The organism is Phytohabitans rumicis, assembly GCF_011764445.1.
GTDB lineage: Bacteria > Actinomycetota > Actinomycetes > Mycobacteriales > Micromonosporaceae > Phytohabitans > Phytohabitans rumicis.
Window position 1 is genome coordinate 7,781,963 of sequence record NZ_BLPG01000001.1, and the last position, 26,715, is coordinate 7,808,677.

Annotated in this window: 31 protein-coding genes and 3 pseudogenes; 15 read left to right on the forward strand and 19 right to left on the reverse strand. The window is 71.1% G+C overall.

Annotation, left to right across the window (positions count from 1 at the left end; genetic code table 11):
• Positions 1 to 53 precede the first annotated feature (53 nt).
• The 6 genes from Prum_RS35370 to Prum_RS35395 form a co-directional block, all read right to left on the reverse strand.
• Positions 54 to 1,892 carry a right-handed parallel beta-helix repeat-containing protein gene (locus tag Prum_RS35370; RefSeq protein ID WP_173080719.1) on the reverse strand — a complete coding sequence of 613 codons (1,839 nt, stop codon included), beginning with the start codon at positions 1,890 to 1,892 and terminating at the stop codon, positions 54 to 56.
• A gap of 100 nt (positions 1,893 to 1,992) precedes the next feature.
• Entirely contained in the window at positions 1,993 to 2,631 is a 639-nt protein-coding gene (locus Prum_RS35375) for a hypothetical protein (protein ID WP_173080721.1), read from the reverse strand.
• Between the two features lie 175 nt (positions 2,632 to 2,806).
• The gene (locus tag Prum_RS35380) at positions 2,807 to 3,331 is read right to left on the reverse strand and encodes a SigE family RNA polymerase sigma factor (protein WP_173084489.1); all 525 of its coding nucleotides are present in this window, start codon (positions 3,329 to 3,331) and stop codon (positions 2,807 to 2,809) included.
• Positions 3,332 to 3,454: 123 nt separating this feature from the next.
• The gene (locus tag Prum_RS35385) at positions 3,455 to 4,501 is read right to left on the reverse strand and encodes an iron-siderophore ABC transporter substrate-binding protein (RefSeq protein WP_218577499.1); all 1,047 of its coding nucleotides are present in this window, start codon (positions 4,499 to 4,501) and stop codon (positions 3,455 to 3,457) included.
• A gap of 97 nt (positions 4,502 to 4,598) precedes the next feature.
• On the reverse strand, positions 4,599 to 5,639 hold the full coding sequence (locus Prum_RS35390) for a FecCD family ABC transporter permease (RefSeq protein ID WP_173080723.1): 1,041 nt from the start codon (positions 5,637 to 5,639) through the stop codon (positions 4,599 to 4,601).
• A complete protein-coding gene (locus Prum_RS35395) occupies positions 5,636 to 6,640 on the reverse strand; it encodes a FecCD family ABC transporter permease (protein ID WP_173080725.1) in 1,005 nt (334 codons plus the stop codon). Before Prum_RS35395 ends, Prum_RS35390 begins: the two co-directional genes overlap by 4 nt.
• 130 nt (positions 6,641 to 6,770) lie before the next feature.
• Between Prum_RS35395 and Prum_RS35400 the strand changes: the two genes are divergently transcribed.
• From Prum_RS35400 to Prum_RS35430, 7 genes are all read left to right on the forward strand, one after another.
• The gene (locus Prum_RS35400; protein WP_173080727.1) at positions 6,771 to 7,775 is read left to right on the forward strand and encodes an ABC transporter substrate-binding protein; all 1,005 of its coding nucleotides are present in this window, start codon (positions 6,771 to 6,773) and stop codon (positions 7,773 to 7,775) included.
• Positions 7,776 to 7,789: 14 nt separating this feature from the next.
• Complete coding sequence (locus Prum_RS35405) at positions 7,790 to 8,818, forward strand: FecCD family ABC transporter permease (protein WP_173080729.1); 1,029 nt, start codon at positions 7,790 to 7,792, stop codon at positions 8,816 to 8,818.
• A gap of 97 nt (positions 8,819 to 8,915) precedes the next feature.
• Positions 8,916 to 9,866, forward strand: coding sequence for a FecCD family ABC transporter permease (locus Prum_RS35410; protein ID WP_218577500.1), 951 nt, complete (start codon positions 8,916 to 8,918; stop codon positions 9,864 to 9,866).
• Entirely contained in the window at positions 9,863 to 10,636 is a 774-nt protein-coding gene (locus tag Prum_RS35415; protein ID WP_173080731.1) for an ABC transporter ATP-binding protein, read from the forward strand. Before Prum_RS35410 ends, Prum_RS35415 begins: the two co-directional genes overlap by 4 nt.
• A 39-nt stretch (positions 10,637 to 10,675) precedes the next feature.
• The gene (locus tag Prum_RS35420) at positions 10,676 to 11,572 is read left to right on the forward strand and encodes an RNA polymerase sigma-70 factor (protein WP_173080733.1); all 897 of its coding nucleotides are present in this window, start codon (positions 10,676 to 10,678) and stop codon (positions 11,570 to 11,572) included.
• 29 nt (positions 11,573 to 11,601) lie between these two features.
• Positions 11,602 to 12,966: an NAD(P)/FAD-dependent oxidoreductase gene (locus Prum_RS35425; RefSeq protein ID WP_173080735.1), complete on the forward strand. Its 1,365-nt coding sequence runs from the start codon at positions 11,602 to 11,604 to the stop codon at positions 12,964 to 12,966.
• Positions 12,947 to 13,315, forward strand: a complete 369-nt coding sequence (locus tag Prum_RS35430; RefSeq protein ID WP_173084495.1) for a sigma-70 family RNA polymerase sigma factor family protein — start codon at positions 12,947 to 12,949, stop codon at positions 13,313 to 13,315. The genes Prum_RS35425 and Prum_RS35430 overlap by 20 nt, the downstream gene beginning before the upstream one ends.
• Here the strand turns inward: Prum_RS35430 and Prum_RS35435 are convergent, their stop codons facing one another.
• The gene (locus Prum_RS35435; RefSeq protein WP_173080737.1) at positions 13,316 to 13,519 is read right to left on the reverse strand and encodes a hypothetical protein; all 204 of its coding nucleotides are present in this window, start codon (positions 13,517 to 13,519) and stop codon (positions 13,316 to 13,318) included.
• A 461-nt stretch (positions 13,520 to 13,980) separates the two neighbouring features.
• Here Prum_RS35435 and Prum_RS54625 point away from each other — a divergent pair, with 461 nt between their 5' ends.
• The 3 genes and pseudogenes from Prum_RS54625 (at position 13,981) to Prum_RS54635 (ending at position 15,215) form a co-directional block, all read left to right on the forward strand.
• Positions 13,981 to 14,535: a DUF222 domain-containing protein gene (locus Prum_RS54625; RefSeq protein ID WP_308785444.1), complete on the forward strand. Its 555-nt coding sequence runs from the start codon at positions 13,981 to 13,983 to the stop codon at positions 14,533 to 14,535.
• A pseudogene (locus Prum_RS54630) lies at positions 14,457 to 14,903 on the forward strand (DUF222 domain-containing protein); the annotation flags it as partial. The gene Prum_RS54625 and the pseudogene Prum_RS54630, both read left to right, overlap by 79 nt.
• 51 nt (positions 14,904 to 14,954) lie before the next feature.
• Positions 14,955 to 15,215, forward strand: a complete 261-nt coding sequence (locus tag Prum_RS54635) for an HNH endonuclease signature motif containing protein (protein ID WP_246278668.1) — start codon at positions 14,955 to 14,957, stop codon at positions 15,213 to 15,215.
• Positions 15,216 to 15,343: 128 nt separating this feature from the next.
• On the opposite strand, the gene Prum_RS35445 is transcribed toward Prum_RS54635, so the two are convergent.
• The 6 genes and pseudogenes from Prum_RS35445 to Prum_RS35465 all read right to left on the reverse strand — a co-directional run bounded on the left by Prum_RS35445 (position 15,344) and on the right by Prum_RS35465 (position 17,884).
• Positions 15,344 to 15,943, reverse strand: coding sequence for a GNAT family N-acetyltransferase (locus Prum_RS35445; protein WP_246278305.1), 600 nt, complete (start codon positions 15,941 to 15,943; stop codon positions 15,344 to 15,346).
• Positions 15,940 to 16,149 (reverse strand): hypothetical protein, encoded by a 210-nt coding sequence (locus Prum_RS55350; protein WP_246278306.1) that lies wholly within the window; start codon positions 16,147 to 16,149, stop codon positions 15,940 to 15,942. The genes Prum_RS35445 and Prum_RS55350 overlap by 4 nt, the downstream gene beginning before the upstream one ends.
• The gene (locus tag Prum_RS49975) at positions 16,149 to 16,688 is read right to left on the reverse strand and encodes an arsenate reductase ArsC (RefSeq protein ID WP_371871404.1); all 540 of its coding nucleotides are present in this window, start codon (positions 16,686 to 16,688) and stop codon (positions 16,149 to 16,151) included. Before Prum_RS49975 ends, Prum_RS55350 begins: the two co-directional genes overlap by 1 nt.
• A gap of 105 nt (positions 16,689 to 16,793) precedes the next feature.
• Positions 16,794 to 16,982 (reverse strand): low molecular weight phosphatase family protein, encoded by a 189-nt coding sequence (locus Prum_RS52450; protein ID WP_246278723.1) that lies wholly within the window; start codon positions 16,980 to 16,982, stop codon positions 16,794 to 16,796.
• 97 nt (positions 16,983 to 17,079) lie between these two features.
• Positions 17,080 to 17,595: pseudogene (locus tag Prum_RS54645) on the reverse strand (arsenate-mycothiol transferase ArsC); the annotation flags it as partial.
• Positions 17,596 to 17,617: 22 nt separating this feature from the next.
• A complete protein-coding gene (locus Prum_RS35465; protein ID WP_173080739.1) occupies positions 17,618 to 17,884 on the reverse strand; it encodes a hypothetical protein in 267 nt (88 codons plus the stop codon).
• Here Prum_RS35465 and Prum_RS35470 point away from each other — a divergent pair.
• Complete coding sequence (locus Prum_RS35470) at positions 17,862 to 18,260, forward strand: hypothetical protein (RefSeq protein WP_173080741.1); 399 nt, start codon at positions 17,862 to 17,864, stop codon at positions 18,258 to 18,260. The two genes, Prum_RS35465 and Prum_RS35470, sit on opposite strands and share 23 nt — an antisense overlap.
• A 17-nt stretch (positions 18,261 to 18,277) precedes the next feature.
• The gene (locus Prum_RS35475; RefSeq protein ID WP_173080743.1) at positions 18,278 to 18,829 is read left to right on the forward strand and encodes an AAA family ATPase; all 552 of its coding nucleotides are present in this window, start codon (positions 18,278 to 18,280) and stop codon (positions 18,827 to 18,829) included.
• Here Prum_RS35475 and Prum_RS35480 read toward each other — a convergent pair.
• From Prum_RS35480 to Prum_RS35500, 5 genes and pseudogenes are all read right to left on the reverse strand, one after another.
• The gene (locus Prum_RS35480) at positions 18,807 to 19,451 is read right to left on the reverse strand and encodes a GntR family transcriptional regulator (protein WP_173080745.1); all 645 of its coding nucleotides are present in this window, start codon (positions 19,449 to 19,451) and stop codon (positions 18,807 to 18,809) included. The two genes, Prum_RS35475 and Prum_RS35480, sit on opposite strands and share 23 nt — an antisense overlap.
• A 7-nt stretch (positions 19,452 to 19,458) precedes the next feature.
• Positions 19,459 to 20,160, reverse strand: a pseudogene (locus Prum_RS35485) (ABC transporter ATP-binding protein); the annotation flags it as partial.
• A 108-nt stretch (positions 20,161 to 20,268) separates the two neighbouring features.
• Positions 20,269 to 21,048: an ABC transporter permease gene (locus Prum_RS35490; RefSeq protein WP_173080747.1), complete on the reverse strand. Its 780-nt coding sequence runs from the start codon at positions 21,046 to 21,048 to the stop codon at positions 20,269 to 20,271.
• On the reverse strand, positions 21,045 to 21,698 hold the full coding sequence (locus tag Prum_RS35495) for an ABC transporter permease (RefSeq protein ID WP_246278308.1): 654 nt from the start codon (positions 21,696 to 21,698) through the stop codon (positions 21,045 to 21,047). Before Prum_RS35495 ends, Prum_RS35490 begins: the two co-directional genes overlap by 4 nt.
• Before the next feature lie 124 nt (positions 21,699 to 21,822).
• The gene (locus Prum_RS35500; RefSeq protein ID WP_173080749.1) at positions 21,823 to 22,794 is read right to left on the reverse strand and encodes an ABC transporter substrate-binding protein; all 972 of its coding nucleotides are present in this window, start codon (positions 22,792 to 22,794) and stop codon (positions 21,823 to 21,825) included.
• Between the two features lie 228 nt (positions 22,795 to 23,022).
• On the opposite strand from Prum_RS35500, the gene Prum_RS35505 reads away from it, so the two are divergent.
• Together Prum_RS35505 and Prum_RS35510 are read left to right on the forward strand one after the other, a co-directional pair.
• Positions 23,023 to 23,970 carry a PrpF domain-containing protein gene (locus Prum_RS35505; RefSeq protein WP_246278669.1) on the forward strand — a complete coding sequence of 316 codons (948 nt, stop codon included), beginning with the start codon at positions 23,023 to 23,025 and terminating at the stop codon, positions 23,968 to 23,970.
• 22 nt (positions 23,971 to 23,992) lie between these two features.
• A complete protein-coding gene (locus tag Prum_RS35510) occupies positions 23,993 to 24,964 on the forward strand; it encodes a VOC family protein (protein WP_173080751.1) in 972 nt (323 codons plus the stop codon).
• Positions 24,965 to 24,979: 15 nt separating this feature from the next.
• Here the strand turns inward: Prum_RS35510 and Prum_RS55925 are convergent, their stop codons facing one another.
• A complete protein-coding gene (locus Prum_RS55925) occupies positions 24,980 to 25,345 on the reverse strand; it encodes an LUD domain-containing protein (protein ID WP_503826930.1) in 366 nt (121 codons plus the stop codon).
• 409 nt (positions 25,346 to 25,754) lie between these two features.
• Between Prum_RS55925 and sigJ the strand changes: the two genes are divergently transcribed.
• Positions 25,755 to 26,660: an RNA polymerase sigma factor SigJ gene (gene sigJ / locus Prum_RS35520; protein ID WP_173080753.1), complete on the forward strand. Its 906-nt coding sequence runs from the start codon at positions 25,755 to 25,757 to the stop codon at positions 26,658 to 26,660.
• Positions 26,661 to 26,715 lie beyond the last annotated feature (55 nt).

The window sequence follows — 26,715 nt, forward strand, 5'->3', positions numbered from 1 at the left end:
GCGCGGCGGGCGGGGCGGGGTGGGCGGGGGAGGCGGGCGGGGGAAGGCGGGGGCTACAGGGTTACGGGTTTGCCGGCGAAGGTCACCAGGAGGCGGCCGTCGGCGGCGAAGGACCAGGCCAGGGCGCCGGTGCGGGTGGCGCACCGGGAGCCGTTGGAGCCGGACCAGAACTGGTTGGAGCTGTCGGCGTCGCCGATGATGCGGTCGTTGGTCCCGCTGCCGCCGCGGCACGAGGTGTTGCCGCGGAACACCGAGGTGCCGGCGTCGAACGAGTAGTTGCGTTCGGCGTTGTCGATGCTGAGGTTGTTCGATACCGAGATGGTGCCGGGGTTGCTGTTGTAGGTGAAGCCGTGCTTGCCGTTGTGGTACGCGATGCTGCGCCGGACGACGTGGTTGACCGCGATGTCCGAGCCGCCGAGCTTGTAACCGTTGCGGTCACCGGCCGCGTTCACGGTGCCGTTGCTGAGGGTGCCGTTGTCGTACGCGATGGAGTCCTCGATGGTCACCGGGTCGATGGGACCGGTGTCGGGCTTGGCGAACAGGTCCCAGCCGTCGTCGATGTTGTGGTGGGACACGGCGTAGCGGAAGACGTTGCCCGGGCCGACGGTGAGCTTCGCGGCGAAGCCGTCGGCGTCCTCTCCGTCGGAGTCGGCGTTGTCGTGCGATTCCGCGCTCAGTACGAGGTTGTTGGCCGGCCACTGGGCGCGGGGCGTGTCCGAGGCGATCCGCGAGATCTGCAGCCCGGAGTCGCGGTTGAAGCGGGTCACCGTGCGCTCGAAGATGTTGTTGCTGCCGCCGACGAAGATGCCGTTGTCGCCGGCGCGTTCGACGACGATGCCGTAGAGGTGCCAGAAGTTTCCGTTCACGGCGAGCCCGCGGTTGGCCGGGTCTTCGCTCTGCGCGGAGAAGTTCAGGACCGGGGTCTCGCCGGGGTAGGCGGACAGCTTCTTGCGGGCGCTGGCGGTGCCGTTGTTGCCCGGCGCGATGGTGACCGTCTGCGACAGGTTGTAGGTGCCGCCGCGCAGGTAGATCGTCCCGCCGGCGGTGACCCGGGTGATCGCCGAGGTGAGCGTGGTCGGGTTCGCCTGCGTTCCGGCCGCGCCGGCGGCACCGGCCGGCGACACGTACAGGGCGTTGCCGGCCGTGGGAGGACTGCTCGTCGGCGACGGCGACGGCGTACCAGATGGGGATGTCGTCCCGGTCGGGGATGTCGACGGCGCCGGCGCCGTCGTGGTTGTGGCCGGTGTCGGGGCCGGGGTCGCGCCGCCGGTCGTGACGGTGATGTCGTCGAAGCTCGCGGTGGCGTAGCTGGTCTGCACGCCGATGCGGCCGGCGGCGCGCAAGGTGTTGGTGGCCGTGGCGACCGCGCTGCCGTCCACCGAGCCGCTGATCGTGGCGCCGTTCACGGTCAGCGAGAGCGTGTACCACGTCCCGGGCGACATTGTTCGGGAGGCGCTGCCCAGCACGGTGACGGTCCCGCTGTTCACCGCCTGCAACTGCACCAGGTTGCCCGGAAGCAGAGCCAGGCGGTAGAAGGTGGTGGAGCCGGTCGCGCGGGCGAGCAGGCCGACGAACCCGCCGGAGCCGAGCGTCAACGGCTTGACCCTGGCCTGTACGGCGTAGCCGGTCCAGCCGCTGTCCCCGGCGAAGACCCGGGCGTTGTTGCTCGTGGTGCTCGACTGCCGCAGCACCTTGCTGCCGTCGGCGACCACGCTCCACGTCCCGCCGGACTTGCTCCAGCCGGCGATGTCGCCGTCCTCGAAGGTGTCGGTGAACCCGGCGGACGAGGCCGAGTTCGCGTCCGCGAAGGACACCGCCGCGAGGCTGCCGAATCCGGCCACCAGCGCGGCCACACCCACCGCGAGGACGACCTTTCGTTTCCGGCTCTTCATCTGTTTCCTTCCGTATTTCGCGAGCGAGACGCTTGTAGTGGTCGTGGCTCGGCGGAAGGTTGCCGACCGGCGGTGTGGCGCCGGTCACACCGGGGTTGGCTCAGTCCGTGACGTCGAAGTTGCCGTAGACGTGCGGCCGTCTGCGGTCCGCGTCGGTGGCGAACGCCTCGTACGTGTCGTCGGTGGCGTCGCGGCCCGCGCCGTCGTGGCCGTAGCGGGCGGTGAACCGGTAGGTGCCGGCCGGGAGCGTGGTGCCCTCGCGCAGCACGAAGTGGTAGAGCAGCGCGCCGGACCGGCGCTCCACTGTGGCGGTGATCGCGCCGCCGGTGACGTCGTGGGTGGCGCCCTGGTCGCCGAGGCCGGGGGTCATCACCACCCGGATCGTCAGGTCGAGCGCGGTGAGGTCCGCCTCGGCCTTGAGGGTCACCGTGCTCTCCGAGACGTCGGTGCCGGCCACTTCGATGGAGCCGTCCGACCAGAGACTGCCCTTCTCCACCTGGGTGTCGCCGGGATGGCCACGGACCCTCGACGGCGACGGTGACGCCGAGGACGGGGACGGGGCCTGCGTCGGACTGTGTGGCCGGCTGGCCGGTGGCCGGCTGGTGGGCGGGGCTGCCGAGCCCGGGGCGGCCGAGCCGGTGGTGCCCGGCAGGGTCGCCGGCGGCGGTGCGGCGGGCGTCGTGTCCGGCCCGGTGTGGGCGGCCAGCGCCCAGCTGGCGATCCCGCCGAGGCCAAGCACGGTGGCGACGGCGAGGGCCGCCCCGGCCAGGCGCGCCGTCTGCCCCGGGGGGCACGAAGCGACCCGCGGTTGGCCGCGATCCGGTTGAGCATCGCCGTCCGGTCGGGTTCGTGCTCTGCCGCCGCCCGGCGCAGCTCGGCGCGCAGGACACCCTCCGCGGGCTGCCGGTGATCGGTCACCGCGCCACCTCCCAACCGTCGATATGGTTCGGCAACCGCACGTCCTGGAGCAGGTCGGCCAGTTGGCGGGCGCCGCGTGAGGTCTGGCTCTTCACCGCACCGACCGAGATGCCGAGGATCTCCGCGACCTCCCGCTCGGACAGGTCGAACGCGTACCGCAGCACCACGCACGCCCGGCGCCGGTGCGGCAGCCGGCGCAGCGCGCTGCGTACGTCCAGCACGGCCGGCACGTCCGGCTGCGAGCGCCCTTGATCGCCGGCGGAGAGGCCAAGCAGTCGCAGGCCGCGGCGGGCGCGGCCTTGCCGGCGGACCCAGCCGCGGGTCAGATTCGCCACGATCCCCCGGGCGTACGCGGCGGGGTCCTGGGTCGCCGCCACCCGGTCCCAGTGCCGCCAGACCTCGGTGAGGGCGTCGGCGGCCAGGTCGTCGGCGATGGCCGTCTCGCCGGTCATCAGGTACGCGAGCCGGGACAGCCCGGCGTAGTGCTGTTCGAAGAACGCGTGGAAGGCGGCGTCACGCAACGGCACGGCCTTCCACCTCGGCAACTCTAGACGTACGCCAGGCGCCCGGCGCACTTGTGTTCAGACGTACACAAGTGCGCCGGGCGGCCGAAAAGGTTGCTCGCGGGCGGAAGGTTTTCTTGGTCAGGCGCCGACCTTCGCCGCCGCGGCGGCGAGCGCCGCGACGTACTTGTCGAGGCCCCAGGTCACCGAGAGCGCCGTCGGCGGGGACACCGAGGCGATGAACTCCGCGCCCACCAGGGACGCCACCGTGCCGTTCTGCACCTGCGGCATGGTTTTCGCGGACTTCGAGGCGAGGAAGGTGTCCTGTTCGGCCTGGGTGGTCGCGAACGAGACGAGGACGTCCGAGGTGAGCTTGTCGAGCTTCTCGTAGCTGAGCGTGAAGTAGAACGGGGACTCGGCGGTGCCGAGCTCGTTGACGCTCGCGGCGCCCTTCATGCCGAGGTCGAGCGCGAACTCCACGCGGGCGTCGGCCTCCTTGTAGACGTAGAAGGTGCCGGCCGAGTCCCAGACCATGGCCACCGTCTTGCCGGCCAGTTCGGGGTGCTCGCCCGCCTTCTGCGCGAGGAGCTTGTCGAAGTCCGCGAGCAGGGCGTCGGCCTCGGCCTTCTTACCCAGCGCGGTGCCGACCGTGGTGACCACGTCCCGCCATGGCGTCGCCCACGCCTCCTTCGGGTACGCCACCGTGGGGGCGATCGCGCTGAGCAGGTCGTACTGCTCCTTGTCGATGCCGGAGTACGGGGCGAGGATGAGGTCGGGGTTGGCGGCGGCGATCTCCTCCACCGGCGGCTCCTGCGTCTCCGGCAGCACGGTCGGTGTCGCCGCGCCGAGCGCGGTGAGCTTCTGCGCGATCCACGGCAGTACGCCGTTCTTGTCGCCGCCGTAGCTCTGGAAGGGGATGGCCACCGGTACGACGCCGAGCGCGATCGCGGCGTCGGCGCTGCCCCAGCCCCACGTGACGACGCGGGTCGGCGCGGTCTGGATGGTGGTGCCGCCGAAGGCGTGGTTGATGGTGACCGGGAAGCTGGCTGATGAGGATCCGGTGCCGGCCGCGTCGCCGTCCGAGTCGCCGGTCCTGTCGTCCGAGCCGGACCCGCCGCATGCGGTCAGGGCGAGGGTGAACGCGAGGGGGGCTGCGAGCAGCGCCCGGGTGAGTCTTTTGCTGATCACGATGTCTCCAGAGGTCGCGGCCGATCCGCGGAAGCGACCACATGCAACCATGGTCAAGTTAGGTTTGGCTAGCCTATGTGACCCGCCGCGCAGCCGGTCACGCCCCGCGTGCGGTACGCCCCGCCGTGGCGAGCAACCACAGCAGGTAGGGGCCGCCGACGATGCCGGTGACGATGCCGACCGGCGCCTTGACGCCCGGCAGCGCGTGCTGTGCCACCAGGTCGGCGCCGGTCACCACCACGGCACCGACCAGCGCCGCCGGCAGCAGCGCGGGGCCACCCGTGCGTACCAGGCGGCGGGCGATCGGGGTGGCGACGAACGCGACGAAGGCGATCGGCCCGGTGACCGCGGTCGCGACCGCCGCGAGCGCCACCGCCAGGGTGAGCAGCGCAACCCGGGACCGTTCCACCGGCAGGCCCAGCCCGCGCGCGGTCTCGTCGCCGAGCTGCAACAGGCGCAGCGCCCCCTGGAGCGCCGCCACCACCAGCAGCAGCGCGGCGAGCAGCACCGCGAGGACGGTGATCTCCGGCCACCGGGCGCCGCCCAGGCTCCCGACCATCCAGGCGATCGCGGTCTGGGCCTGCCGGATCTCACCCCGGGTGAGCAGGAAGCCGAGCACGGCGTTGGCCATGAACGCCGCCGCGATGCCGACCAGGACGAACCGGTAGCCGGTCACCCCTCCGAGCCGCGAGAACCCTCCGCGCCAAGAGAGTAGGTATACGCCGCCCGCGACGATTGCCGCCCCGGCGAACGCCCAGCCGGATACGGCGACGCCGCCCGCCGCCAGCACAGTGATGGCGAAGACCGCGGCGACGCTCGCGCCGGCGGTGATCCCGATGATGTCCGGGCTCGCCAGCGGGTTGCGCAGCAGCGTCTGGAAGATCCCACCGGATACCGCCAGCGCCGCCCCAGCCAGTACCCCGGCGGCCAGGCGCGGCGCGCGGACCTGGACCACGATGAACTCGTCCCGGGTCGTGCCCTGGCCGGCCAGCGCCTGCATCGCCTCGGCGACCGAGAGCCGGTACGCCCCGAGGCAGAGGCCGGCCGCGGCGAGCACCAGCACGCTCCCGCCCAGGATGGCGAGGATCGTCAGCTCACGGCGGCGGAGCCGGCGCCGCACCCCCGTCGTGGCGGTCACAGCCCGGCCAGCCGGGTGCGGCGGACGAGCGCGACGAGCAGCGGCGCGCCGAGGAATGCGACGACCAACCCGGCCTCGACCTCGCCGGGCGGGGCGACGATCCGGCCGAGCACGTCGGCGGCGAGCAGTAGCGCGGCGCCGAGCAGGGCGCTGTAGGGCAGGATCCAGCGGTAGTCCGGGCCGGTGATCCAGCGGGCCGCGTGCGGTGCGACGAGTCCGACGAAGACGAGCGGCCCGGCGAGCGCGGTGGCCGCCCCGCAGAGCAGCACGATCGCGGCCATGCTGATCGCCCGGGTCCGGGTCACGCTCTGCCCGAGCCCTCGTGCCACGTCGTCACCGAGGCTCGCCACGTTCAGCATGCGGCCAGAGGCGAGCGCGATCACGGCACCGATGGCGAGGAACGGCGCGACCGTGCGCACCACCGCGAGGTCCCGGCCGACCAGCGAACCGACCTGCCAGAACCGGTACCGCTCCAGCGTCTGCAGGTCGGTGAGCAGGACCAGGGTGATGAGCGACGTGAGCACCGCGGTCAGGGCCGCCCCGGCGATGGCGAGCTTCACCGGCGTCGCGCCCTCCCAGCCCAGCGATCCGATGCCGTAGACCGCGACGGCCGCCAGCGCCGCCCCGGCGAAGGCGAACCAGATGTACCCGGCGGTGGTGCCGATCCCCAGCCAGGTGATCGCCACCACCACGGCCAGCGACGCGCCGGCGTTGACGCCGAGCAGGCCGGGATCGGCGATCGGATTGCGGGTGAGGCCCTGCATGAGCGCGCCGGCCAGGCCGAGCGCGGCGCCGGCGAGCGCGCCGATCACGGTCCGGGGCAGGCGCAGGTCCCAGACCACGACGTGGTCGTTGACCTGCGGGTTTCGGTGCAGCAGTGCCTCGATGACGCTCGGCAGCGGCATGTCCCGGGCGCCGAGCGCGAGGCTGAGCAGGACGGCCAGCGCCAGCAGCGAGAGTACGACGAGCACACCCCGACCGCGACGGAGTGAGGTAAGCATTGCCTAAGTATGCATACGACGGTGCCCTGTGATCCCGGTCACATCGAGCTGCTGGTGGCAACGTGTTTAGTTAGCCTCACCTAACTAGTTGCTGATCATCCTGTTTGCTCATAGAGAACGGAAAGCCACCATGCGTGCATGGCGTCCGGTCCTCGCCGCGCTGGCCCTGAGCGTCGCGCTCGCCGGCTGCGGCTCCGAGGACTCCCCGGCCGACGCTACCGAGGCGTCCGGTCCGTGGTCGTTCACCGACGGGTCCGGCGAGGTCGTCAAGGCGGACAAGACCCCCACCCGGATCATCGCGCACTCCGGTGAGGCGGCCGCGCTGATGTCCTTCGGCATCAAGCCGGTCGGGATCTTCGCCGACGAGTCGGTCAAGACCGACCCGAACCTCAAGAACCTCGACCTGACCGGGATCGAGATCCTGGGGGAGGAGTGGGGCAAGATCGACGTGGAGAAGGCCGCGGCGTTGCGACCGGACCTGATCGTCGGTGACTGGTGGCCGGTGGAGAAGGCGCACAGCGGCCTGGAAGAGGGCGTCGACGAGAAGAGCAAGAAACTCGCCGAGCTGGCCCCCGTGGTAGGCGCCACGCAGGGCAAGTCGATCGTGCAGCTCGCCGAGGGCTACGAGGACCTCGCCGAGAGCCTGGGCGCCAAGGTGGACGACCCGCAGATCGCGGCGAACAAGAAGCGCTTCGAGGAGGCCGTCGCCCGGTTCAAGGAGGCGACCGCGGCCAAGCCCGGCCTCACCGTCGGGGCGATGTCGCCCAGCGACGACAAGGTGTACTTCGCCAACCCCGTGTACGCGCCGGAACTGCTGGACCTGCAGAGCTTCGGCCTGAAGGTGATCAACCCGGCCAGCCCGGACCCCAGCTTCCCGTACTGGGAGAACCTGAGCTGGGAGAACGCGGACAAGTACCAGCCCGACCTGATCCTGTGGGACGGCCGGTCCTTCACCGCCACGGCGAACGCCGACTGGGGCAAGAAGCAGCCGACCTGGTTCAAGATCAAGGCGGCGAAGGCCGGGGCGGTCGTGGCGTGGCCGGCGTTCTGGCTGCACACCTATGGCGACTTCGCCACCGAGCTGGACAAGCTCACCGAAGCGGTCAAGGCCGCGGACCCCAACATCGGCGACTAGCGCGCCGTACCCGAATGACCAGCTCGACCAAGACGGCACGGCGAGCCTCCGCCCTCGGGCCGGGGCTCGCCGCCCTGTGCGCGCTCCTCGCCCTCGTCGCGTTCCTCAGCGTGACCCAGGGTTCGCGCTCGATCGGCCTGTCCGAGGTGCTGCACGCCCTCGGCAGCCTGGACAACGACGGATCGATCAACAGCACGGTGACACTGGAGCTGCGCGTCCCACGCACCCTGCTCGGCATCCTCGTGGGCGCCGCGCTCGGGGTCGCCGGCGCCATCCTGCAGGGCGTCACCCGCAACCCGCTCGCCGACGCGGGGATCATGGGCATCAACTCGGGCGCGGCCGCGTTCGTCGTCTTCGCCATCACCGTGCTCGGCGTACGCGGCGTCGGGGTCTACGTCTGGTTCGCGTTCGTCGGCGCGATCGGGGCGACCGTGCTGGTGTACGCGATCGCGTCGCTGGGCCGGGAGGGTGCCACCCCGGTCAAGCTGGCCCTGGCGGGAGTGGCGGTCACGGCCGGGCTCGGGTCGGTGACGAGCGGGATCGTGATGACCAATGTGGACGCCCTCAACGAGCTGCGGTTCTGGCAGGTCGGTTCGCTGGCCGGCCGGTACACGCCGATCCTGGTCGGGGTCGCGCCGTTCCTGCTCGTCGCCCTGGCCGCGTCGCTGGTGTTCGGGCGGGCCCTCAACGGGTTGGCGCTCGGCGAGGACGTGGCGCGCGGCCTCGGCCAACGGGTACGCCTGACCCGCGTGGCCGCGTTCGGCGTGGTCGCGGTGCTCGCCGGTGCGGCCACCGCCGCCTGTGGACCGATCGTCTTCGTCGGCCTCGTCGTGCCGCACATGGCCCGGTTCATCTGCGGGCCGGACTACCGGTGGATCCTGCCGTACTCGATGCTGCTGGCCCCGATCGTGCTGCTGCTGGCCGACGTGCTCGGCCGGCTCGTCTCCGGCCCGGACGAGCTGCAGGTCGGCGTCGTCCTCGGCGTGCTCGGCGCGCCCACGTTCATCGGCCTCGTCCGGTACGCCCGGCTGTCGGAGGTGTGAGCATGACGCTGACCGCCTCCGCGACCGGACGGGCGCTGCACGCCACCCGGCGTCGCCGGGCGACCCGTGCCCTGGTCGTGCCGTGCGCGCTGGGGGCGTGGTCGCGGCCCTGTTCGTGATCACCATGATGGTGGGCAGCTTCCGGCTCAGCGCGGGCGAGGTCATCGGCTCGGTGCTGCACCTGCGCGACGACCCCAGCGTCGACTTCGTGGTCCGCGACCTGCGGCTGCCGACCGCGCTGTCCGCCCTGACCGTCGGTCTGGCCCTCGGCGCCTCCGGGACGATCTTCCAGCAACTGCTGCGCAACCCGCTCGCCTCGCCGGACTTCGTCGGCATCACCTCCGGCGCCGGGCTCGCCGCGGTCACCGGCATCGTGCTGTTCCAGGTCAGCGGCATGGTCGTCAGCGGCCTCGCCCTCGGCGGGGCGATCACGGCGGCCCTGCTGATGTACGTGCTGGCGTGGCGCGACGGCGTCAGCGGCTACCGTTTCATCCTCATCGGCATCGGCATCGCCGTCTTCTTCGACGGCCTCCTCGGCTACATGCTCACCCGGGCCCAACTCTTCGAGGCGCGGCAGGCGATGCACTGGCTGACCGGCTCGGTCGGGCAGGCCAGCACCGGCGAGCGGCAGCTGCTGATGTACGCCCTCCTGCTCCTGCTGCCCACCGCCGTGTTGCTGCAGCGGCAGCTTCGGACGCTCGAACTCGGCGACGACACCGCCCGTGCGCTGGGCTCACGCACCGAGCTCAGCCGCGCCGGGCTGCTCGCGGTGGCGGTGACGCTCGTCGCCCTGGCCGTCTCGGCGGCCGGCCCCATCCTCTTCGTCGCGCTGGTGGCCGGCCCGATCGCCAACCGGCTGCTCGGCCCGGCCACCGGCGGCATCGTCGCCGCGGCGCTGGCCGGCGCCGCGCTGCTGCTCACCGCCGACCTCGTCGCCGTACACCTGATGCCGACGGCGCTGCCCACCGGCGTCGTCACCGGCGCGGTCGGCGCGCCCTACCTGCTGTGGCTGCTGGCCACCACCAACCGGCAAGGAGCGGGTGGATGACCCGACTGCGCGCCGAGGGCCTCACCCTCGGATACGACGACCAGGCGATCGTGACGAACCTCAACGTCGACGTGCTCGACGGCAAGGTGACCGCGATCGTGGGGGCCAACGCCTGCGGCAAGTCCACCCTGCTGCGCGGCCTGGCCCGGCTGCTGCGGCCCCGCGACGGTGCCGTCTACCTCGACGGCAAGACCCTGGCCGACCTGAGCACCCTCGACGTCGCCAAGGTGCTCGGCCTGCTCCCGCAGGCCCCGATCGCGCCCGACGGCATCACCGTCGCCGACCTCGTCTCCCGCGGGCGCTACCCACACCAGGGCTGGTTTCGCCGCTGGACCGACCGCGACCACGACGCCGTCGCCCAGGCGCTCGACGCCACCGGCACCGCCGACCTGATCAACCGCCCGCTCCGGCAACTGTCCGGCGGCCAACGGCAGCGCGTGTGGGTGGCGATGGCGCTCGCCCAGGACACCGACCTGCTGCTGCTGGACGAGCCCACCACGTACCTGGACATCAACCACCAGGTCGAGCTGCTGCGCCTGCTGAAGAAGCTCAACACCGAGTCCGGCAAGACCATCGTGATCGTCCTGCACGACCTCAACCTGGCCTGCCGGTTCTGCGACCACCTCATCGCCATGTCCGACGGCGCCATCGTCGCCGAGGGAACCCCCACCGGCACGGTGTCCGCCGAGCTTGTCGAGAAGGTCTTCGGCCTGTCCTGCGTCGTCATACCCGACCCCGTCGCCGGCACACCGATGGTGGTTCCGTCCTAACTCGTTGGTAGTCGGGATGGGTTCGGCCACCATGGGCAGGTGACGGATTCTGGTGCGGACCTCGAAGCAGCCGCGGCGGTATTCACGAGCCTGCGGCCACGCCTGTTCGGGATCGCGTATCGGATGCTCAGCAGCGCCGCCGAGGCCGAGGACCTGGTCCAGGAGGTGTGGCTGCGCTGGCAGACGACCGACCGCCGGGCGGTGGTCAACCCGGCCGCGTTCCTGGCCACGACGACGACCCGGCTGGCCATCAACGCGCTCCAGTCGGCGCGGGTGCGCCGCGAGACGTACATCGGGCCGTGGCTGCCCGAACCCGTCGACACGAGCGCGGATCCGTACCTGGGCGCCGAGCGCGGTGAGGCCCTGGAGTTCGCGGCACTGCTGCTGATGGAGAAGCTCACACCCAGTGAACGCGCCGCGTATGTCCTGCGGGAGGCGTTCGACTACCCGTATGGGCAGATCGCCGAGATCCTGCAGTCGACCGAGCCCGCGGTGCGCCAGCTGGTCAGCCGGGCCCGCAAGCACGTGGCGGGCGAACGGCGTACGCCGGCGACCGCGGCCGCGCAGCGGGAGCTGCTGACCACGTTCCTGGCGGCGGCCCGTTCCGGCGACATGGCCGCGTTGGAGCAGCTCTTCGCGGCGGACGTGACCAGCATGTCCGATGGCAACGGCATGGTCCGGGTCTCCCGCCGGCCGGTCGTGGGCGTGGTACGGGTGGCGAGGTTCCTGACCGCGATCTCCACCTGGTTCTGGGACGACATCGACCTGCGGTGGGCGAGCACGAACGGGCAGACCTCCGTCGTGATACGGCACGGCGGCACCGTGCGCTGCGTGCTCACCATCAGCGCCTCGACCGAGGGCATCGATCGGGTGCTGTGGATGTTCAACCCCGAGAAGATCGCCGATGTCACAAACCAGCGTGCTACCCGGTCGTAGCTGGCGACTGCGAGAGAACAGAGGATCGCATGCGTACGATTCTGGTCGTCGGCGGTGGCTACGCCGGTTTTTACACCGCGTGGAAGCTGGAGCAGAAGCTTCGGCGGGACGAGGCGCGCGTCGTGGTGGTCGATCCGCGGCCGTACATGACCTACCAGCCGTTCCTCCCCGAGGTGCTGGCCGGCTCGGTCGAGGCGCGGCACGCCGCGGTGTCGCTGCGCCGCCATCTGCGCCGGGCCAGGCTCATCTCGGGTACGGTCGTCGCCGTCGACCACGCGCACCGGACGGTCGTCGTGCAGCCGGCGGACGGCCCGCCGTTCGCGCTCGGCTACGACATCATCGTCGTCACGGCCGGCGCGGTGACCCGCAAGCTGGGCATTCCCGGCGTGGCGGAGCAGGCCATCGGCATGAAGCACGTCGAAGAGGCGGTGGCGATCCGCGATCGGCTGCTGACCTCCTTCGACCGGGCCTCGACGCTCGAGCCCGGCCCGCTGCGCCGGCGGCTGCTCACGGTGACGTTCGTGGGCGGCGGGTTCTCCGGCGTCGAGGGCTTCGGCGAGCTGCTGTCCCTGGCCACCTCGCTGATCCGGGCGTACCCCGAGCTGAGCCAGACAGAGCTTGAGTTTCACCTGGTGGAGGCCCGGGACCGGATCCTTCCCGAGGTCACCGACGGGCCCGGCCGCTGGGTGGTGCGGTCGCTGGAGAAGCGCGGGGCACGCGTACACCTCAATGCCCAACTGGTCTCCGCGCGCGATGGTCACGTGGTCCTGTCGACCGGGGAGGAATTCGACTCCGAGCTGATCGTGTGGACCGTCGGCAACGCCGCGAACCCGATGGTGCGCAGCCACACCGACCTGCCCGTCGACGAGCGCGGGATGCTGGTCGTCCGGGCCGACCTGCGGGTCGGCACCGAGAGCGAGCCGGTCCCGGACGCCTGGGCCGGCGGCGACGACGCGGCGGTTCCGGACCTCGCCGCGGGCCGGCCCGGAGCCGCGACCGTGCCGAACGCCCAGCACGCCGTACGGCAGGGAAAGCTCCTGGCGAAGAACATCGTGGCCACCCTCCGCGGCCGGAAGCCGAAGCAGTATGTACACCACAGCCTCGGCACGGTCGCCACACTGGGCCTCGGCCGGGGCATCTTCCAGTACCGCGGCATCGTCATCACAGGGCTGGCGGCCTGGCTGATGCACCGGGGATACCACGTCCTGGCCGTACCGAGCTGGGAGCGGAAGATCCGGGTGCTGGCGATCTGGCTGGTCGCCGCCGTGTTCGGCCGCGACATCGTCTCGCTCGCCTCGGTGCAGGACCCCCGTCGCGCGTTCCGCACCGCTGGCGAACCGGTGGAACCGCCCCCGCAGCCGCCCGTCCATGTCCATGACGCTCAACCGGCATGACGACGTCGTGCGCGGGTTCGCGCGGGCCTGCCAGCTAGGAGACATCGCCGCACTCCGAGCCGCCCTGGACGCCGCCGCCATCGCCGTCTGCGACAGCGGCGGCCGGGTGCCCGCCACGATGAGCCCCACGCACGGCGCGGAAGACGTTGCCCGGTTGGCCGCGGCCCTGCTGTGCGGGCCACCGGATACCGAGCTGACCGTCGAAGCCGTCAACGGCCGTGCCGGGCTGGCGCTGCGCCGCGCCGGCCAGGCCATCGCGGTCGTCGCCGTCGAAACCGTCGATGCCAAGGTCACCGTCCTCTGGGTCGTACTCAACCCGGCCAAGCTGCGCGGCTGGCACCGCCGTTGATCAGTCGTGCGGGGAGTCGTCCTCCAAGGACTCGACCGCGCCGAGGAGACTGCGGAGGCCGACCTCTTCGCGCTCGGCATCCGCCGGATCGAAGAGCCACTCGGCTTCGTCCTCCGGCTGGCTGCTCTCGGCCATGGCCAGCTCCGCCTTGACGTTGAGCTCGAGCTCGTGCAGGAAGGCGCTGTCGCCGGTCTGGGCGCTCATCGTTCCTCCTGGCGGGACGTGGGTGATTTCCTCATGCCAGCAAGGACAGGACAGCCCCGGAGTTCGTGACAGGACGGCGTCCGCGTCGGCCTGCACCCTGTGGTGACGTTGCCGGTGGACGAGTTCGGCGCGGCGCTCCGATCCGGCCTGGTATGCGGCGCGCGGACGATCGCGGCCCTCCAGTTGCCGCTCGTCATCGGCGCCGACGCCGCTCCATCCCGAGTGCTCACCGTTGTCGCGGCGGCGAGGAGGGGCAACTCTTGCGTCAGCCCTTGAGCACGACTGCCGCGCTCGGAAGCCTTTGCTGTCCGCCCGTGGTGGCTCTCTGGCTTCCCTTGACTGTCCGATTTGGACAGACACAATACTCTTCGCTCGATGCCTGAATGGACATTCGGAACAGTGGCCTCATACCGTCGGACGGGACAGTGATCTTCGCACGCCTGTACGACAATAGATGGGTGATGCCGGATGTGTTGACGCAGCTCAAGGCCACGGCCGACGCTGGCGTCCACACACCCACGTGGTCGTTGCGCGACGAGGATCTGGTCGAGTGTTTGGACGCCGTGCACGCCATCACCCAGGCCGTCGCGGCGTTGCAGTCGCGGCTGGTTCGGGAGATCGACAGCCGCGGCCTCGCGGTTGCGCAGCACGCGTCCAGCACCAAAGCGTGGCTCCGAGAGCATCTGCGGATCAGCCCACACGCCGCGAAGCGGATACTCGAATTGGCCCAAGCCCTGGACACGCGCCCCGTCCTGGCCAAGGCGGTCGCCGACGGTCTGGTGAATACCGAGCAGGCCCAGATCATCGCCGCCGCGTTGCGGCGTCTTCCCGCTGAGGTGGTGGGTAAGGCGGAGAAGGCGATGATCGGTCGGGCCGCCGAGTTCGAGCCGAACACGCTGCGCCGTTACGGCGAAGGCATCCTCGCGTATGTGGCCCCGAGCTCGCCGAGGCTGCCGACGCGGAGGCGTTGGAGCGGATGGAGGCCAGGGCGCGGCAGACGCGGGCGTTCCATCTGACGCGGCACGGGGATGGTCGGGTGCGGTTGACGGGCTGGCTGGACGAGGACGGCGCCGCCACCGTCAACGCCGCGTTGGATCCGTTGTGCGCGCCGCGGCATGACGTGGACGTGCGCACCCCGGCCCAACGCCGGGCCGACGCGTTGGTCGAGATCTGCGACCTGGCGATGCGGACCGAGGACTTGCCGGAGAGCGGTGGGGAGCGGCCGCATGTGGTGGTGACGGTGTCGTTCGATGTGTTGCGCTTGGCGCTTGGTGTGGGCACGTTGGACACCGGTGAGCGGCTCAGTCCGGAGCAGGTGCGCCGGCTGGCCTGTGACGCAAAGATCATTCCCGCGGTGTTGGGTGGTGACGGGCAGATCCTGGACCTGGGCCGCACCCGCCGGCTGATCAACGGACCACTACGCCGGGCGCTGGAGTTGCGGGACAAGGGCTGCGCGTTCCCTGGCTGTGACCGGCCGCCGCGCTGGTGTCACGGGCACCACATCCTTTCGTGGGCCGACGGCGGGCCTACCACGTTGGACAACAGCGTCATGCTCTGCGGCTACCACCACCGACTGATCCACCGTGGACATTGGACCGTCCGCATCGCCGCCGACGGGATGCCCGAGTTCATTCCGCCCGCGTACGTGGACCTGGAGCGTCGGCCGCGCCGCAACACCTACCACCAACGCGAATGACCGCACCGCTGTACGCCTCTAGCTACAGAGGTTGGCGGCGGCGGTGGCTGGCCGACGGTGCGGCCGGGTTGGCGTCGAAGGGCCCGTCCGGTACCGGCTGTCCGACGCCGAGCTTCAGACGCTTGGCATTAGGTTGCAGCCGTTTCGAGGCCCTCGCCCCGCAGGCCCACGCAGTCCAGGGCCCAGAAAGCGTCGGAGTACACGAAGGTGCCAGTCATCCATTCCTCGTACGAGGAAAGTTTGGCGACCTGAAACGCGCCGGGCGGGTAGCGCAGTGTGGGCGGACGAAAGCCCAACTTCGTGGCGTCGGCGAAGCCACGCTTGCCGTAGTAGTGCGGCGAGCCCTCCAGGAACACCAAAGGAATGCCCCGACTGTCGGCTCCCGCGAGGGCGTGTGCCACAAGTCGAGTCCCGATTCCTTGGCCTTGGAACTCCGGCAGCACCCCCAGGGGAGACAGTGACAACACGTCCACGAGCCGGGGCAGGGCGTCCAACCGGCAGGCACTGAGCATCACATGGCCGACGACACGGTCGCCGATGGTAGCGACCAGTGACGCCGGCGCCAGCGGTGTCTGAGCGGCGCGCAGCGCGTCGACAAGCGCGGGAACCCGTTCGCTGTCGCCGAAAGCCTGGGCGTGAACCTCGCGCACAGCCTCGTGATCTTCGGCCCGTTCTTGCCGGACCAGCAGCTCAACACGTCCGCCCTGAAGATCGTCCCTTGGAGTCACGGCGCCAGGCTAGCCCTGGAACGATCAGCACGCGACGCGATTAACGATGCAACCCCTGTCGCTAGCTGTCGAAGGCGCCGCCGCAGGCCGACGTCGTTCGGCGAGAGTTGGGTGGCGATGATGCCGGAGCCGACGACGGCGGTGACGAGCAGCGCGGTGCCGACGAACTCGACGAGGAACCGCCGCCACAACGCGGGGTGGATCATCAGGCCGTCACGCCGATCTCGTCGAGCAGGTGACGGACGCGGCGTTCCAGGTCGTCGCGGATCGGCCGGATCTGCTCGACGGCGAGGCCGGCGGGGTCGTCGAGGTCCCAGTTCTCGTACCGGATGCCGGGGAAGATGGGGCAGGCGTCGCCGCAGCCCATGGTGATGACCACGTCGGCGGCGCGCACTACCTCGTCGGTCCAGGGTTTCGGGTACTCGCCGGTGATGTCGATGCCGCGTTCGGCCATGGCGGCGACGGCGGACGGGTTGATTGCGGCCTCGGGTTCGGAGCCGCCGGACCAGGCGACGGCGGCGTCGCCGGCGAGGTGGGTGAAGAAGCCGAGGGCCATCTGGGAGCGGCCGGCGTTGCGGGTGCACAGGAACAGCACGACGGGTTCGCCGTCGCGGTGGTGGCCTTCGACGCGGGCGAGGGCTTGTAGGCGTTGGCGGGCGAAGCGTTCGGCCAGCAAGGGCAGGAAGTCGGGCACGGTGCTGCGGCCGGCGAACTGGTCGTAGCTGGTGTGTAGGAACCGTTCGATGGTTCCGGGCCGTAGACGCCGGCGAACTCGTCAGCCAGGTGAATCGCGGCGGTGTTCAGGGCGAGTCGTTGGTCGATGGACAAGGCTTGGTGCCAGGTGGTGGTGTCAGCCATGGTCGGCTCCGGTGGTGAGTGTGGGTGCGAGGCGGTCGACGCGGGCGGCGATGTCGGTGTAGGCGGTCTCGAAGGCGGCGTCGGTGTCGACGCGCACCGGGTCGGGTATTGACCGGTGCAGCCGGGGCCGGATCGGGCCGGCCCCGGCGCGGTTGGCGAGTCCTCGTAGGCGTTGTCGCATACCGCGTCACTAGGTCGTCGTCGTGGATGACGTCGGCGACGTGGGCGGTGCCGGTGGGGTCGAGGGTGAGCCCGCGCCGATGGGCGACCTTGACCGCGCGGGGGCGCACCTTCGTGGCCGGGTGGGTGCCGGCCGAAGCGACCGGGCCGCCGGTGCGCTGGCGCCACAGTGCGGCGGCCAGCTGCGAGCGGGCCGAGTTGTGGGTGCACACGAACACGATCCGATCCGCCATCGCGGTGGACGGTGCGGTCAGCGCGGCGAGCGCGTCGGCCTCCAGCCGTAGGTAAGTGCGGCGCCGGTCGCCCGCCGCAGCCCACTCATCGCGTGAGGTTGATCTTCGTCGCCTACACTCTCCACGCCCTTCTCTGCGATGTGGAGCGTATGTGGACATTGGTGCTACGCCGGACAATGGTGCGTCCGAAAGCGGTACGGCGTTCGCGGGCGAGCGGGCCGCATCCCTGCGGAGGATGTTCCCGACCAGCCGCGGGCCGACGGCACCGGCACCAGTGGCGGCCGTCGAGCTCGCAGAACCGGCCGGACCCGCAGAACCAGCCGATGCCCCGACCCGGCGACCCCGGCGCCGGTGGCTCGCCGCGGCCGGCGGCGTCGTCATCCTCGCCGGCGCGGCCGGTGCCCTAGCCCTTCGGCCGGCGGGCGAGCGCCCCGCCGACCCGGCCGTACCGCCGGTCGGTCAGCCGCCCGCCGCCGCGTTCACCCCTCCGCCGGGGCTCCCCGAGCCCGGAGCCGGGCCCGACGTCCACTGTGGGCCCGGCGGTCACGAGTGCGCCCGCGCCGGTGCGTTCTCCCGAGTCCTCCACGACGCCGGCCCGCACGACCTCCCCGGCGGCCGCGCCGACGGCAACCGCCCAGAGCCCGACCGTGGCCAAGGCCGGGCCGATCACCGCGTACTCGGCGTGCCGGTCGACGACCGCAGCGGTCTTCACCGCGACCTTCACCGTCTCGTTCTCCTGGCGGCACGTCTTCATCAACACCGACGGCGACACCGGCACCGGCTACCGCGTCCCCACGGTGTCCGGCGGGCTGGGCGGCGACTATATGGTCGAGAACGGCACCCTGTACCGCTCGACCGGCACCGGCTGGTCGTGGAGCGAGGTGAGCGGAGTGAGCCCGCTTGTGGGGTACACCGGCGGGACGTACCGCTGGCGGGTGCCGCTGTCCGCGATCGGCTCCCCGGACCGCGGCCTCAAGGTCGTCTTCAACGGCTCCGGCGGCAGCCCGGAGGCGTACACCGGCGTCCTCGAGACCGGCACCTGCTAGGCCCCTGGAGGGACTTCATGCCCGGGTACATCCTTACCGGCGCCCCAGGGTCCGGGAAGACGGCCGTCCTGCGCCAGCTGGAACTCAACGGCCACGGTGTCGTGGAGGAGGCCGCGACGGACGTCATCGCTCTCCAGCAGGCGCTTGGCCAGCCAGAGCCTTGGCGAACGCCGGACTTCATCGATCAGGTCGTGGCGCTCCAGCGGAGGAGACAGCTCGCCGCGTCCGGTACCACGACGTTCTTTGACCGTTCGCCGGTCTGCACGTTGGCGTTGTGCCGTCACCTGGCGCTGACGGCGTCGCGTGGCCTTCTCGGGGAGATCGAACGCACGGTGGCCGGGCGCGCGTACGAGAGGACCGTTTTCTTCGTGCGAAACCAGGGTTTCGTCCAACCCACCGCCGCGCGTCGGATCAGCTTCGAGGATTCGCTCGCCTTCGAACGAATTCACGAGCAGACCTACATCGAGTACGGCTTCGAGCTCGTCGAGGTGCCCGCGGCGCCGCTGCCCGCCCGGGTAGCGACGGTGGAGCAAACCATTGCCCGGCTCAGCGGCCGGCGCCTGCCGTAGAAGGCTGGGCGAAGGCGGCCAGCGCGTCGAGCACGCTGGTGAGGTGGACCCGCATGGCGCGTTCGGCGCTGTCGGGGTCGCGGGCGCAGACCGCCTCGATGATGGCCAGGTGCTCGGGCAGGGAGACCGTCGGCCGGCCGGGCACCAGCGAGAGCCGGAATTGGTGGCGGACCATCTGGGCGTTCAGCTGATCGATGATCCTGGTGGCCGGCGCGTGCTGCGCGATGGCGCGTACCTTGCTGTGCAGTTGGGCATTGAGCTCGGAGTAGCGCAGCATGTCCGCGCGTTCGATGGCGGCGGTCATCTCCCCGCCCAACGCGCGGAGCTCGGCGATCTGGTCGTCGGTGATCCGCTGCGCCGCGCGGGCCGCGACGAGCCCTTCCACGGCGCGGCGGATCTCGGTGATCTCGATGGCCTCCTCGACCGAGATCTCACGGACGCTGGCGCCGCGGTTGGGCTGGAGCTCGACCAGGCCCTCGCTCGCCAGCCGGGTGAGGGCGTTGCGCAGCACGAACCGGCTGGTGTCGTACTGCTTGACCAGGTCGGTCTCGATGAGGCGCTGGCGCGGGGCGTACTCGCCACGCAGGATGGCGGCCCGCAGCTGTTCCAGTACGTCGTTCATGGCTCCGTCATCGTATGCAGTAGTTCCGGGCGGTGGCCCGTTTGGCGAGCTGGATCATCTCGTACACCTGGCGGCGCAGCTTGGCGAACTGCGGGGACGAGCGGGTCTCCAGTTGGTGGCGGTCGTCCGGCAGGTCGATCCGGACGTCTTCGAGGATCACCGTCGGCCGGTTGGACAGGACGAGCACCCGCTGTCCGAGGTAGACGGACTCGTCGATGTCGTGGGTGACGAACAGGACGGTGACGCCGAGCTGGCGCCACAGGTGCCGGACCAGGTCCTCCAGGTCGGCCCGGGTCTGGGCGTCCACCGCGGCGAACGGCTCGTCCATCAGCAGCACGCTCGGCTCGTACGCCACCGCGCGGGCGATGGCGACCCGCTGCTGCATGCCACCGGACAGCTGCCACGGGTGGGCGTCGGCGCTGTCGGCCAGGCCGACGGTGGCCAGGGCGGCGTCGACCTTCGCGGCGCGGGCGGCCCGGCCCACGCCCTTCTCCTTCAGCGGGAGCTCGACGTTCTTGCGGACGGTGAGCCACGGAAACAGGCTGCGCCCGTACTCCTGGAACACCACCGCCATCCCGGCCGGGGGACCGGTGACCGGTGCGCCGTCGAGGCGGATCTGGCCGCCGGACGCGCCGAGCAGGCCGGCGACGCAGCGCAGCAGGGTGGTCTTGCCGGCGCCGGACGGGCCGACGACGCAGACCAGTTCGCCCCGCCCGACCCGGAAGGTGAGATCGCGTACGGCCTCGACGTCGCGGCCGTGCCCCGGTAGGTCTTGGCGAGCCGGTCGACGTCGAGGGCCACGGAGGTGGTCACGCTGTCACGCTCCTCGTTCTGCCTGGCGTACCCCGCGGTACCAGGCCATGGTTCGGTGTTCGACAAGGCGGAAGAGCACGGACAGCGTCACCCCGAGCAGGCCGAGCAGGATGATGCCGGTCCACATCTGCGGGATGGCGAAGCCGCGCTGGAACTGCACGATCGCCGCGCCCAAGCCGCGGTTGGCGCCGAACAGCTCGCTGATCACCATCAGGATCACGCCGATGGACAGCGCCTGGCGGGCGCCGGTGACGATGCGCGGGCTGGCACCGCGCAGCACCATCGTGAGCGTCGCGGCGCGGCCCAACCGGTACGAGCGAGCGGTGTCGCGTAGCACCTCGTCCATGGAGCGCACGCCTTCGACGGTGTTGAGCAGGATCGGCCACAGGCAGCCGAGCGCGATGGTGACCACCTTGGCGGTCCACGCGGTGTACCCGGTGAAGAGGGCGATGACGGGGATGAGCACCGGCGGCGGGATGGCCCGGAAGAACTCCAGGGCCGGCTCGCACAGCGCCCGGACGGTGCGCGACGAGCCGATCGCCAGGCCCGCCGTCACGCCCGCGGCCAGCGCGGCCAGGTAGCCGGCGGTGAGGCGGGCGAGGCTGGGCAGCACGTCGTGCAGGAGCGGGTCCGCGGTCCAGGTCTGCGGGAAGGCCCGCACGATCGTGGACAGCGGCGGCCAGAAGAAGCTGGTGCTGTGCGCGGACGAGACCCACCACACCGCGACCAGCACGGCCGGCAGGCCGAGCGCGGTGAGCACGCGCCGCGGCAGGTCACGGATCATGACAGGTCCCTCCGCACCGAGGTGTGCCAGCGCAGCGCCCGACGTTCGACGGCGCGCGCGGAGGCGTTGACGGTGACGCCGATGAGCCCGACCACGATCACCAGCGCGTACGTCGCGGCGACCGCGCCCGAACTCTGGGCCACGCCGATCGCCCGGCCGAGCCCCGGCACCCCGATGATCAGCTCGGCGGTGATCTCCAGGATGAGCGCCACGGCGGCGGCCAGCCGGAAGCCGGTGACCACGTACGGCATGGCCGTCGGCCAGAGCACGGTACGGACGACGGCGCGGCGGGAGAAGCGGTAGGAGCGGGCCGTGTCCCGGACGACCGGGTCCACGTCGGCCACGCCGTGCAGCACCTGGACGAGCACCTGCCAGAACGCGGCGTAGATGACCAGGACCAGCGCCGACTGCGGGCGGCTGCCGTAGAGCAGGACCACCAGTGGGATGAGCGCGACCGACGGGACCGGGCGCAGGAATTCGATCGTCGAGGCGGTGGCGGCGCGCAGGAACGGGACGCTCCCGATCACCACGCCGGCGGCGACCCCGGCGGCCATGGCCACCGCCAGGCCCAGCGCCCACCCGCGCAGCGTCTGGCCCAGGGCCGTCCAGAAGTCGCCGGTCGCGACCTGCTCGGCCAGCGCCGCGGCCATCTCGCTGAACGGGGCAGGAAGCGGCGGTCCACGAGACCCAGCCGCGGTACCGCCTCCACGACGGCGACCACCAGCGCGAGGCCGAGCAGCCCGAGTGCCGGCTGCCGCCACCGCCCGACTCGTGTCACGGCAGCAGGCCGTCCAGGTCCGGCTGCTTGCTGAACAGGCCGTCCTTGGTGCCCAGGTCGGTCAGCAGCTGCACCGAGTCACGGTCGACCGTGGTGGGCCACTTCGGCAGCACGAGGTTCTGCTGGACCGTCGCATCGATCTTCGTGTACGTGCTCAGGATCGCCCGAGCCTCGTCGGGGTGGGCGGTCGCGTACTCCATCGACTTGTTCATCGCGGCGGTGAAGCCGGCGACGACCTTGGGGTTCTTCGCGGCGTACTCCTTGGAGGTGAAGTACATGCCGATGGTGAGGTTGGGGTCGGTGCCCGCGTAGTTGGAGACCACCTGGCGGTCGCCCTGCCCGGTGGCGATGGTCAGGAACGGCTCGACGACCTGCCCGGCGTCCACGTCGCCCTTCGCGACCGCCGACACGATGTCGGGGAACGGCAGCTCGACGTAGCTGATGGTGGCGGGGTCACCACCGGCCTGCCGGACGACCTCGTTGACGGTCGTGGTGTTGATGTTCTTCAGCGTGTTGACGGCCACCCGCTTGCCGGCGAGGTCGGCGGCGCTCTTGATGGGGCTGTCCGCCTTCACGATGACGGCGCCGAAGTCCTTGCCGGGTTCGCCGGTGGAGGCGACGCCGGAGGAGACGACCTTGAGCGGCAAGCCCTTGGAGTCGGCCAGCAGCAGTGACGTGGCGTTGCTGAACCCGAACTGGTACTGCCCGCTCATCACGGCCGGAACGATGGCCGCGCCGCCCTGGGCGGTCTGGAGGCTGACGTTCAGCCCTTCGGCGGAGAAGAAGCCCTGCTTGATGCCGAGGTAGATGGGTGCGACGTCGACGATCGGGATCACGCCGACCGTCACCGCGGTGGGGCCTGTCGAGGCGGTGGATCCGGCGTCGTCCGATTCCGAGCCGCAGGCGCTGACGAGTACCGCGACGACGGCGACCAGGGCGGATAGGCGGACAGTGGGGTGTCGGGGCATGGGTCCTCCTGTGGACGGCAGCGCTCGTGGGGCCGACGCGGCGAACGTTACAGATATTGTCAACAATTGTGAAGACAATCTTGACCACGATCTTCATGTGCCGTACACAGGACGGGTGAGCTACGACGTCGACGGGGTGCGCTGCATGCAGATGCGCGGCGGCAGCTCCAAGGGGCGTACTTCCTGCGGGACGACCTGCCCGCCGACCCGGCCGAGCGGGACGACCTCCTGCTGCGGATCATGGGCTCCCCGGACGAGCGGCAGGTCGACGGCCTCGGCGGCGGGCACCCGCTGACCAGCAAGGTCGCCGTGATCGCGCCGTCCGCGGTCGGACCGGCCGACGTGGACTACCTCTTCCTGCAGGTCGTGCCCGATCGCGCGCTCGTCACCGACGCCCAGACCTGCGGAAACCTGCTCGCCGGCGTCGGGCCGTTCGCCATCGAGCGCGGCCTGGTGCCGGCGTCCGGCGAGACGACCGACGTGCGCATCCGGGTCCTCAACCCCACCGTGAGCCTCGCGAACGCCAGGGTGCGCACCCCCGGCGGGCGGGTGCGCTACGACGGCCGGACCGTCATGGCCGGCACCCCGTTCCCCGCCGCGCCGATCGACCTGACGTTCCCCGGCGACGACCGGCCGGTGTTCCCGACCGGGCGGCTGGTCGACCAGTTCGCCGGCGTCCAGGTCACCTGCGTCGACGCCGGCATGCCGGTGCTGCTCGTCCGCGCCACCGACCTCGGCGTCGACGGCGCCGAGCCGCCGGAGGCGCTGGAGGGCGACACCGCGCTGCGCTCCACAGTGGAGGCGATCCGCCGGGAGGCCGGCCCGGCGATGAGGCTGGGCGACGTGCGGGACATGACCGTACCGAAGATCACCATCGTGTCACCGCCGCGGTTGGGCGGCACCGTCACCACCCGCACGTTCATCCCGCACCGCGTGCACGCGGCCATCGGCGTGTTCGGCGCGGTCTCGGTCGCCGCCGCGGTGCGGGCGCCCGGCACCGTCGCCAACCCCGCCACGCCCGCCGGCCCCGAGGTCCGCATCGAACACCCGAGCGGTTCGTTCGACGTCACCGTCGAGCTCGACGGCGATGGCGCGGCGACCCGGATCCGCAGCAGCACCGTCGTGCGTACCGCCCGCAAGTTGTCCGACGGCCTCGTGTGGCCGCGCAGTGTCTGAGCCAACCCAGGAAGGCAACGGAATGACGCACGACCCGGACGCCCGCCGCGACATCGCCCATGTCGGCCCGATCGAGCTGTACACGCCGGTACTGGAGGCGTCCCGCGACTTCTTCGTCCAGCAGATGGGGCTGCGCGAGGTGCACAGCGACGGCGACTCGGTGTACCTGCACACCTGGGACGACTACCAGTCGTGGACGGTGCGCCTGGTGCGGCGCGACACGGCCGGCATCGGTCGTACCTATCTGCGCGCCGCCAGCCCGCAGGCCGTCGCCCGGCTCACCGCCGCGATCGACGCCGCGCGTCTCGGCACCGGCGTGGTCACCGACGTGCACAACCTCGGCCCGGTACACATGTTCCGCGACCCGGACGGCCACGAGTTGGGCCTGTACTGGGACGTCGAGTGGTACCGGGCCGACGACACCGACCGGCCGGCGCTGAAGAACCAGGCGGCGGCATACCCCGGCCGCGGCGCCAACCTGCGGCGCCTGGACCACGTCAACTACCTGACCGCCGACGTCCCGGCCACCTCGGCGTTCCTGCGCGACGTGCTGCACGCGCGGTGCACCGAGCAGATCGTCAAGGACGACGGCAGCCCGCAGGCCATCTGGTACTCCGTCGGCAACAAGACCTACGACCTGGTGTACACAGAGGACTGGACCGGCAGCCGCGGCCGGCTGCACCACGTCGCGTTCGCGACGGACACCCGCGAGGAGATCCTCCGGGCCGCCGACGTCTGCCTCGACGCCGGCGTCCACATCGAGACCGGCCCGCACAAGCACGCCATCCAGCAGACCTTTTTCCTGTACGTGTGGGAGCCCGGCGGCAACCGCATCGAGCTCTGCAACGCGGGAGCCCGGCTCATCCTCGCCCCGGACTGGAAGACGATCAGCTGGACCCGCGAGGAACGCGCCAAGGGACAGGCGTGGGGCCTGAAGACCATCGACACCTTCCACACCCACGGCACCCCCGTCGTGCCGGCGCCGGCCGACTGAGGCGGGACAAGGCTGTCAGAATCCGATGGCCTCGCGGAGCAGCAGGACGGTGCCGCGCCCGGGGTGCGGCTCCGCGTTGAGGACGAGCAGGCGGTTGACGGCGCTGGGCTGCCCGTAGGCGACCTGTGCGCGGGCGCTCTCCAGCGGGAGGGCGTGGTCTTCGACGCGGCGCAGCGCGGTGCCCAGGTCGGGTACGACCTTCTGCGCCCCGACGATCCAGATCGCCCGGGCGGCGCCGCCGGCGTTGGCGGGTAGTTGGCTCCCGCTGGCCGAGGCGAGCACGAGGGAGCCGGTTTCGGTGAGGGCGGCGACGCTGCCGATGACGACGTCGGGGCTGGCGAGCAGCCGCCGGATCTCGTCGGCCTGGGCGGCGCGGTCCATGGCCAGCAGGCGCGGCTTGAGCGCCTGGTACCGCCCGCCGGTGTTGATGTCCGCCTCGATGCCGGACAGGCGCAGGGTCTCACTGGCCGCGGTGAAGACGCTGGCGCCTTCGGGATCAGGTCCTTGACCCGGGTACGCGCGTCGGCGGCGCCGTCGAGGATTTCGACGGTGAAACCGTGTGCGGTCAGCGCGGTGGCCGCCCGCTCCAGGCGCTGCGCGGGCGCCGGGTCGGCGAAGAGTGTTGCCGGGACCGAGGTGGTCATGGTGCCTCCAAGGCTGGTCGGGTTCGTCCACGCAGTACGACGACGCGACCCCTGGGAATGTCAGGCGACGGTGCCCACGTCACAGTTCGGCGTGGTATTTCGTCGGACTGGTGAGGGCAGATGTGACCGAGAGGCTGGCGGCATCCATGACCGATCCCGGGCTGAGCGCGATCATGAGCGAGCGGCGTCACCTGATCAATCTCGCGTACCGCCTGCTCGGCTCCCTGGCCGAGGCCGAGGACGCCGTGCAAGAGACCTACGCCCGCTGGTACGCCATGTCCCGGCAGCAGCAGGACGCGGTAGAGCACCCCGGCGCCTGGCTGACCACGGTCGCGAGCCGCGTCTGCCTCGACCTGCTCGGCTCGGCACGGGCGAGGCGGGAGCGCTACGTGGGCGAATGGATCCCCGAGCCGCTGCCCGAACCCACGGAGTGGGTCGGCGCCGCGATCGACCCGGCCGACCGGGTCACCCTCGACGAGTCGGTCAACATGGCCTTCCTCGTCGTACTCGAATCGATGACCCCAGCCGAACGTGTCGCGTTCATCCTGCACGACGTCTTCCGGTACCCGTTCGCCGAGATCTCCGAGATCACCGGCCGTACGCCGGCGGCCTGCCGCCAGCTGGCCTCCTCGGCCCGGCACCGCGTCCGCGCGTCGCAGGCTCCGGTGGCCCCGACGGCCCGGCAGGCGGGCATCGTCCGGGACTTCAAACGGGCCTGGGAAGCCAAGGACATCGATGCCCTCATCGGCCTGCTCGACCCCGACGCCACGGCGATCGGCGACGGTGGCGGCGTGGCCACCGCCGAGCCGCGCCCGATCGAAGGCGGCGAGCGGATCGCGCGCTACCTGGTCGACCTCGCCGGCCGGGCGCCCAGCAACCTGGCCTTCCTGGCGCGGACGGTCAACGGCCAGCCCGGTCTGGTGGCCCAGTACGACGGCGTCACCGTGGCGGTGTACGCGTTCGAGGTCGCGGACGACCGGATCACGCACATCTGGGCGACCCCCAACCCCGAGAAGCTCCGTCCTTGGACGGAGCCTCTCGGGAACGGGTAGGTCATTCGGGTAGTAGACCATCAGTGTGATGATCTTGGTGTCGTAGTAGTCGGTG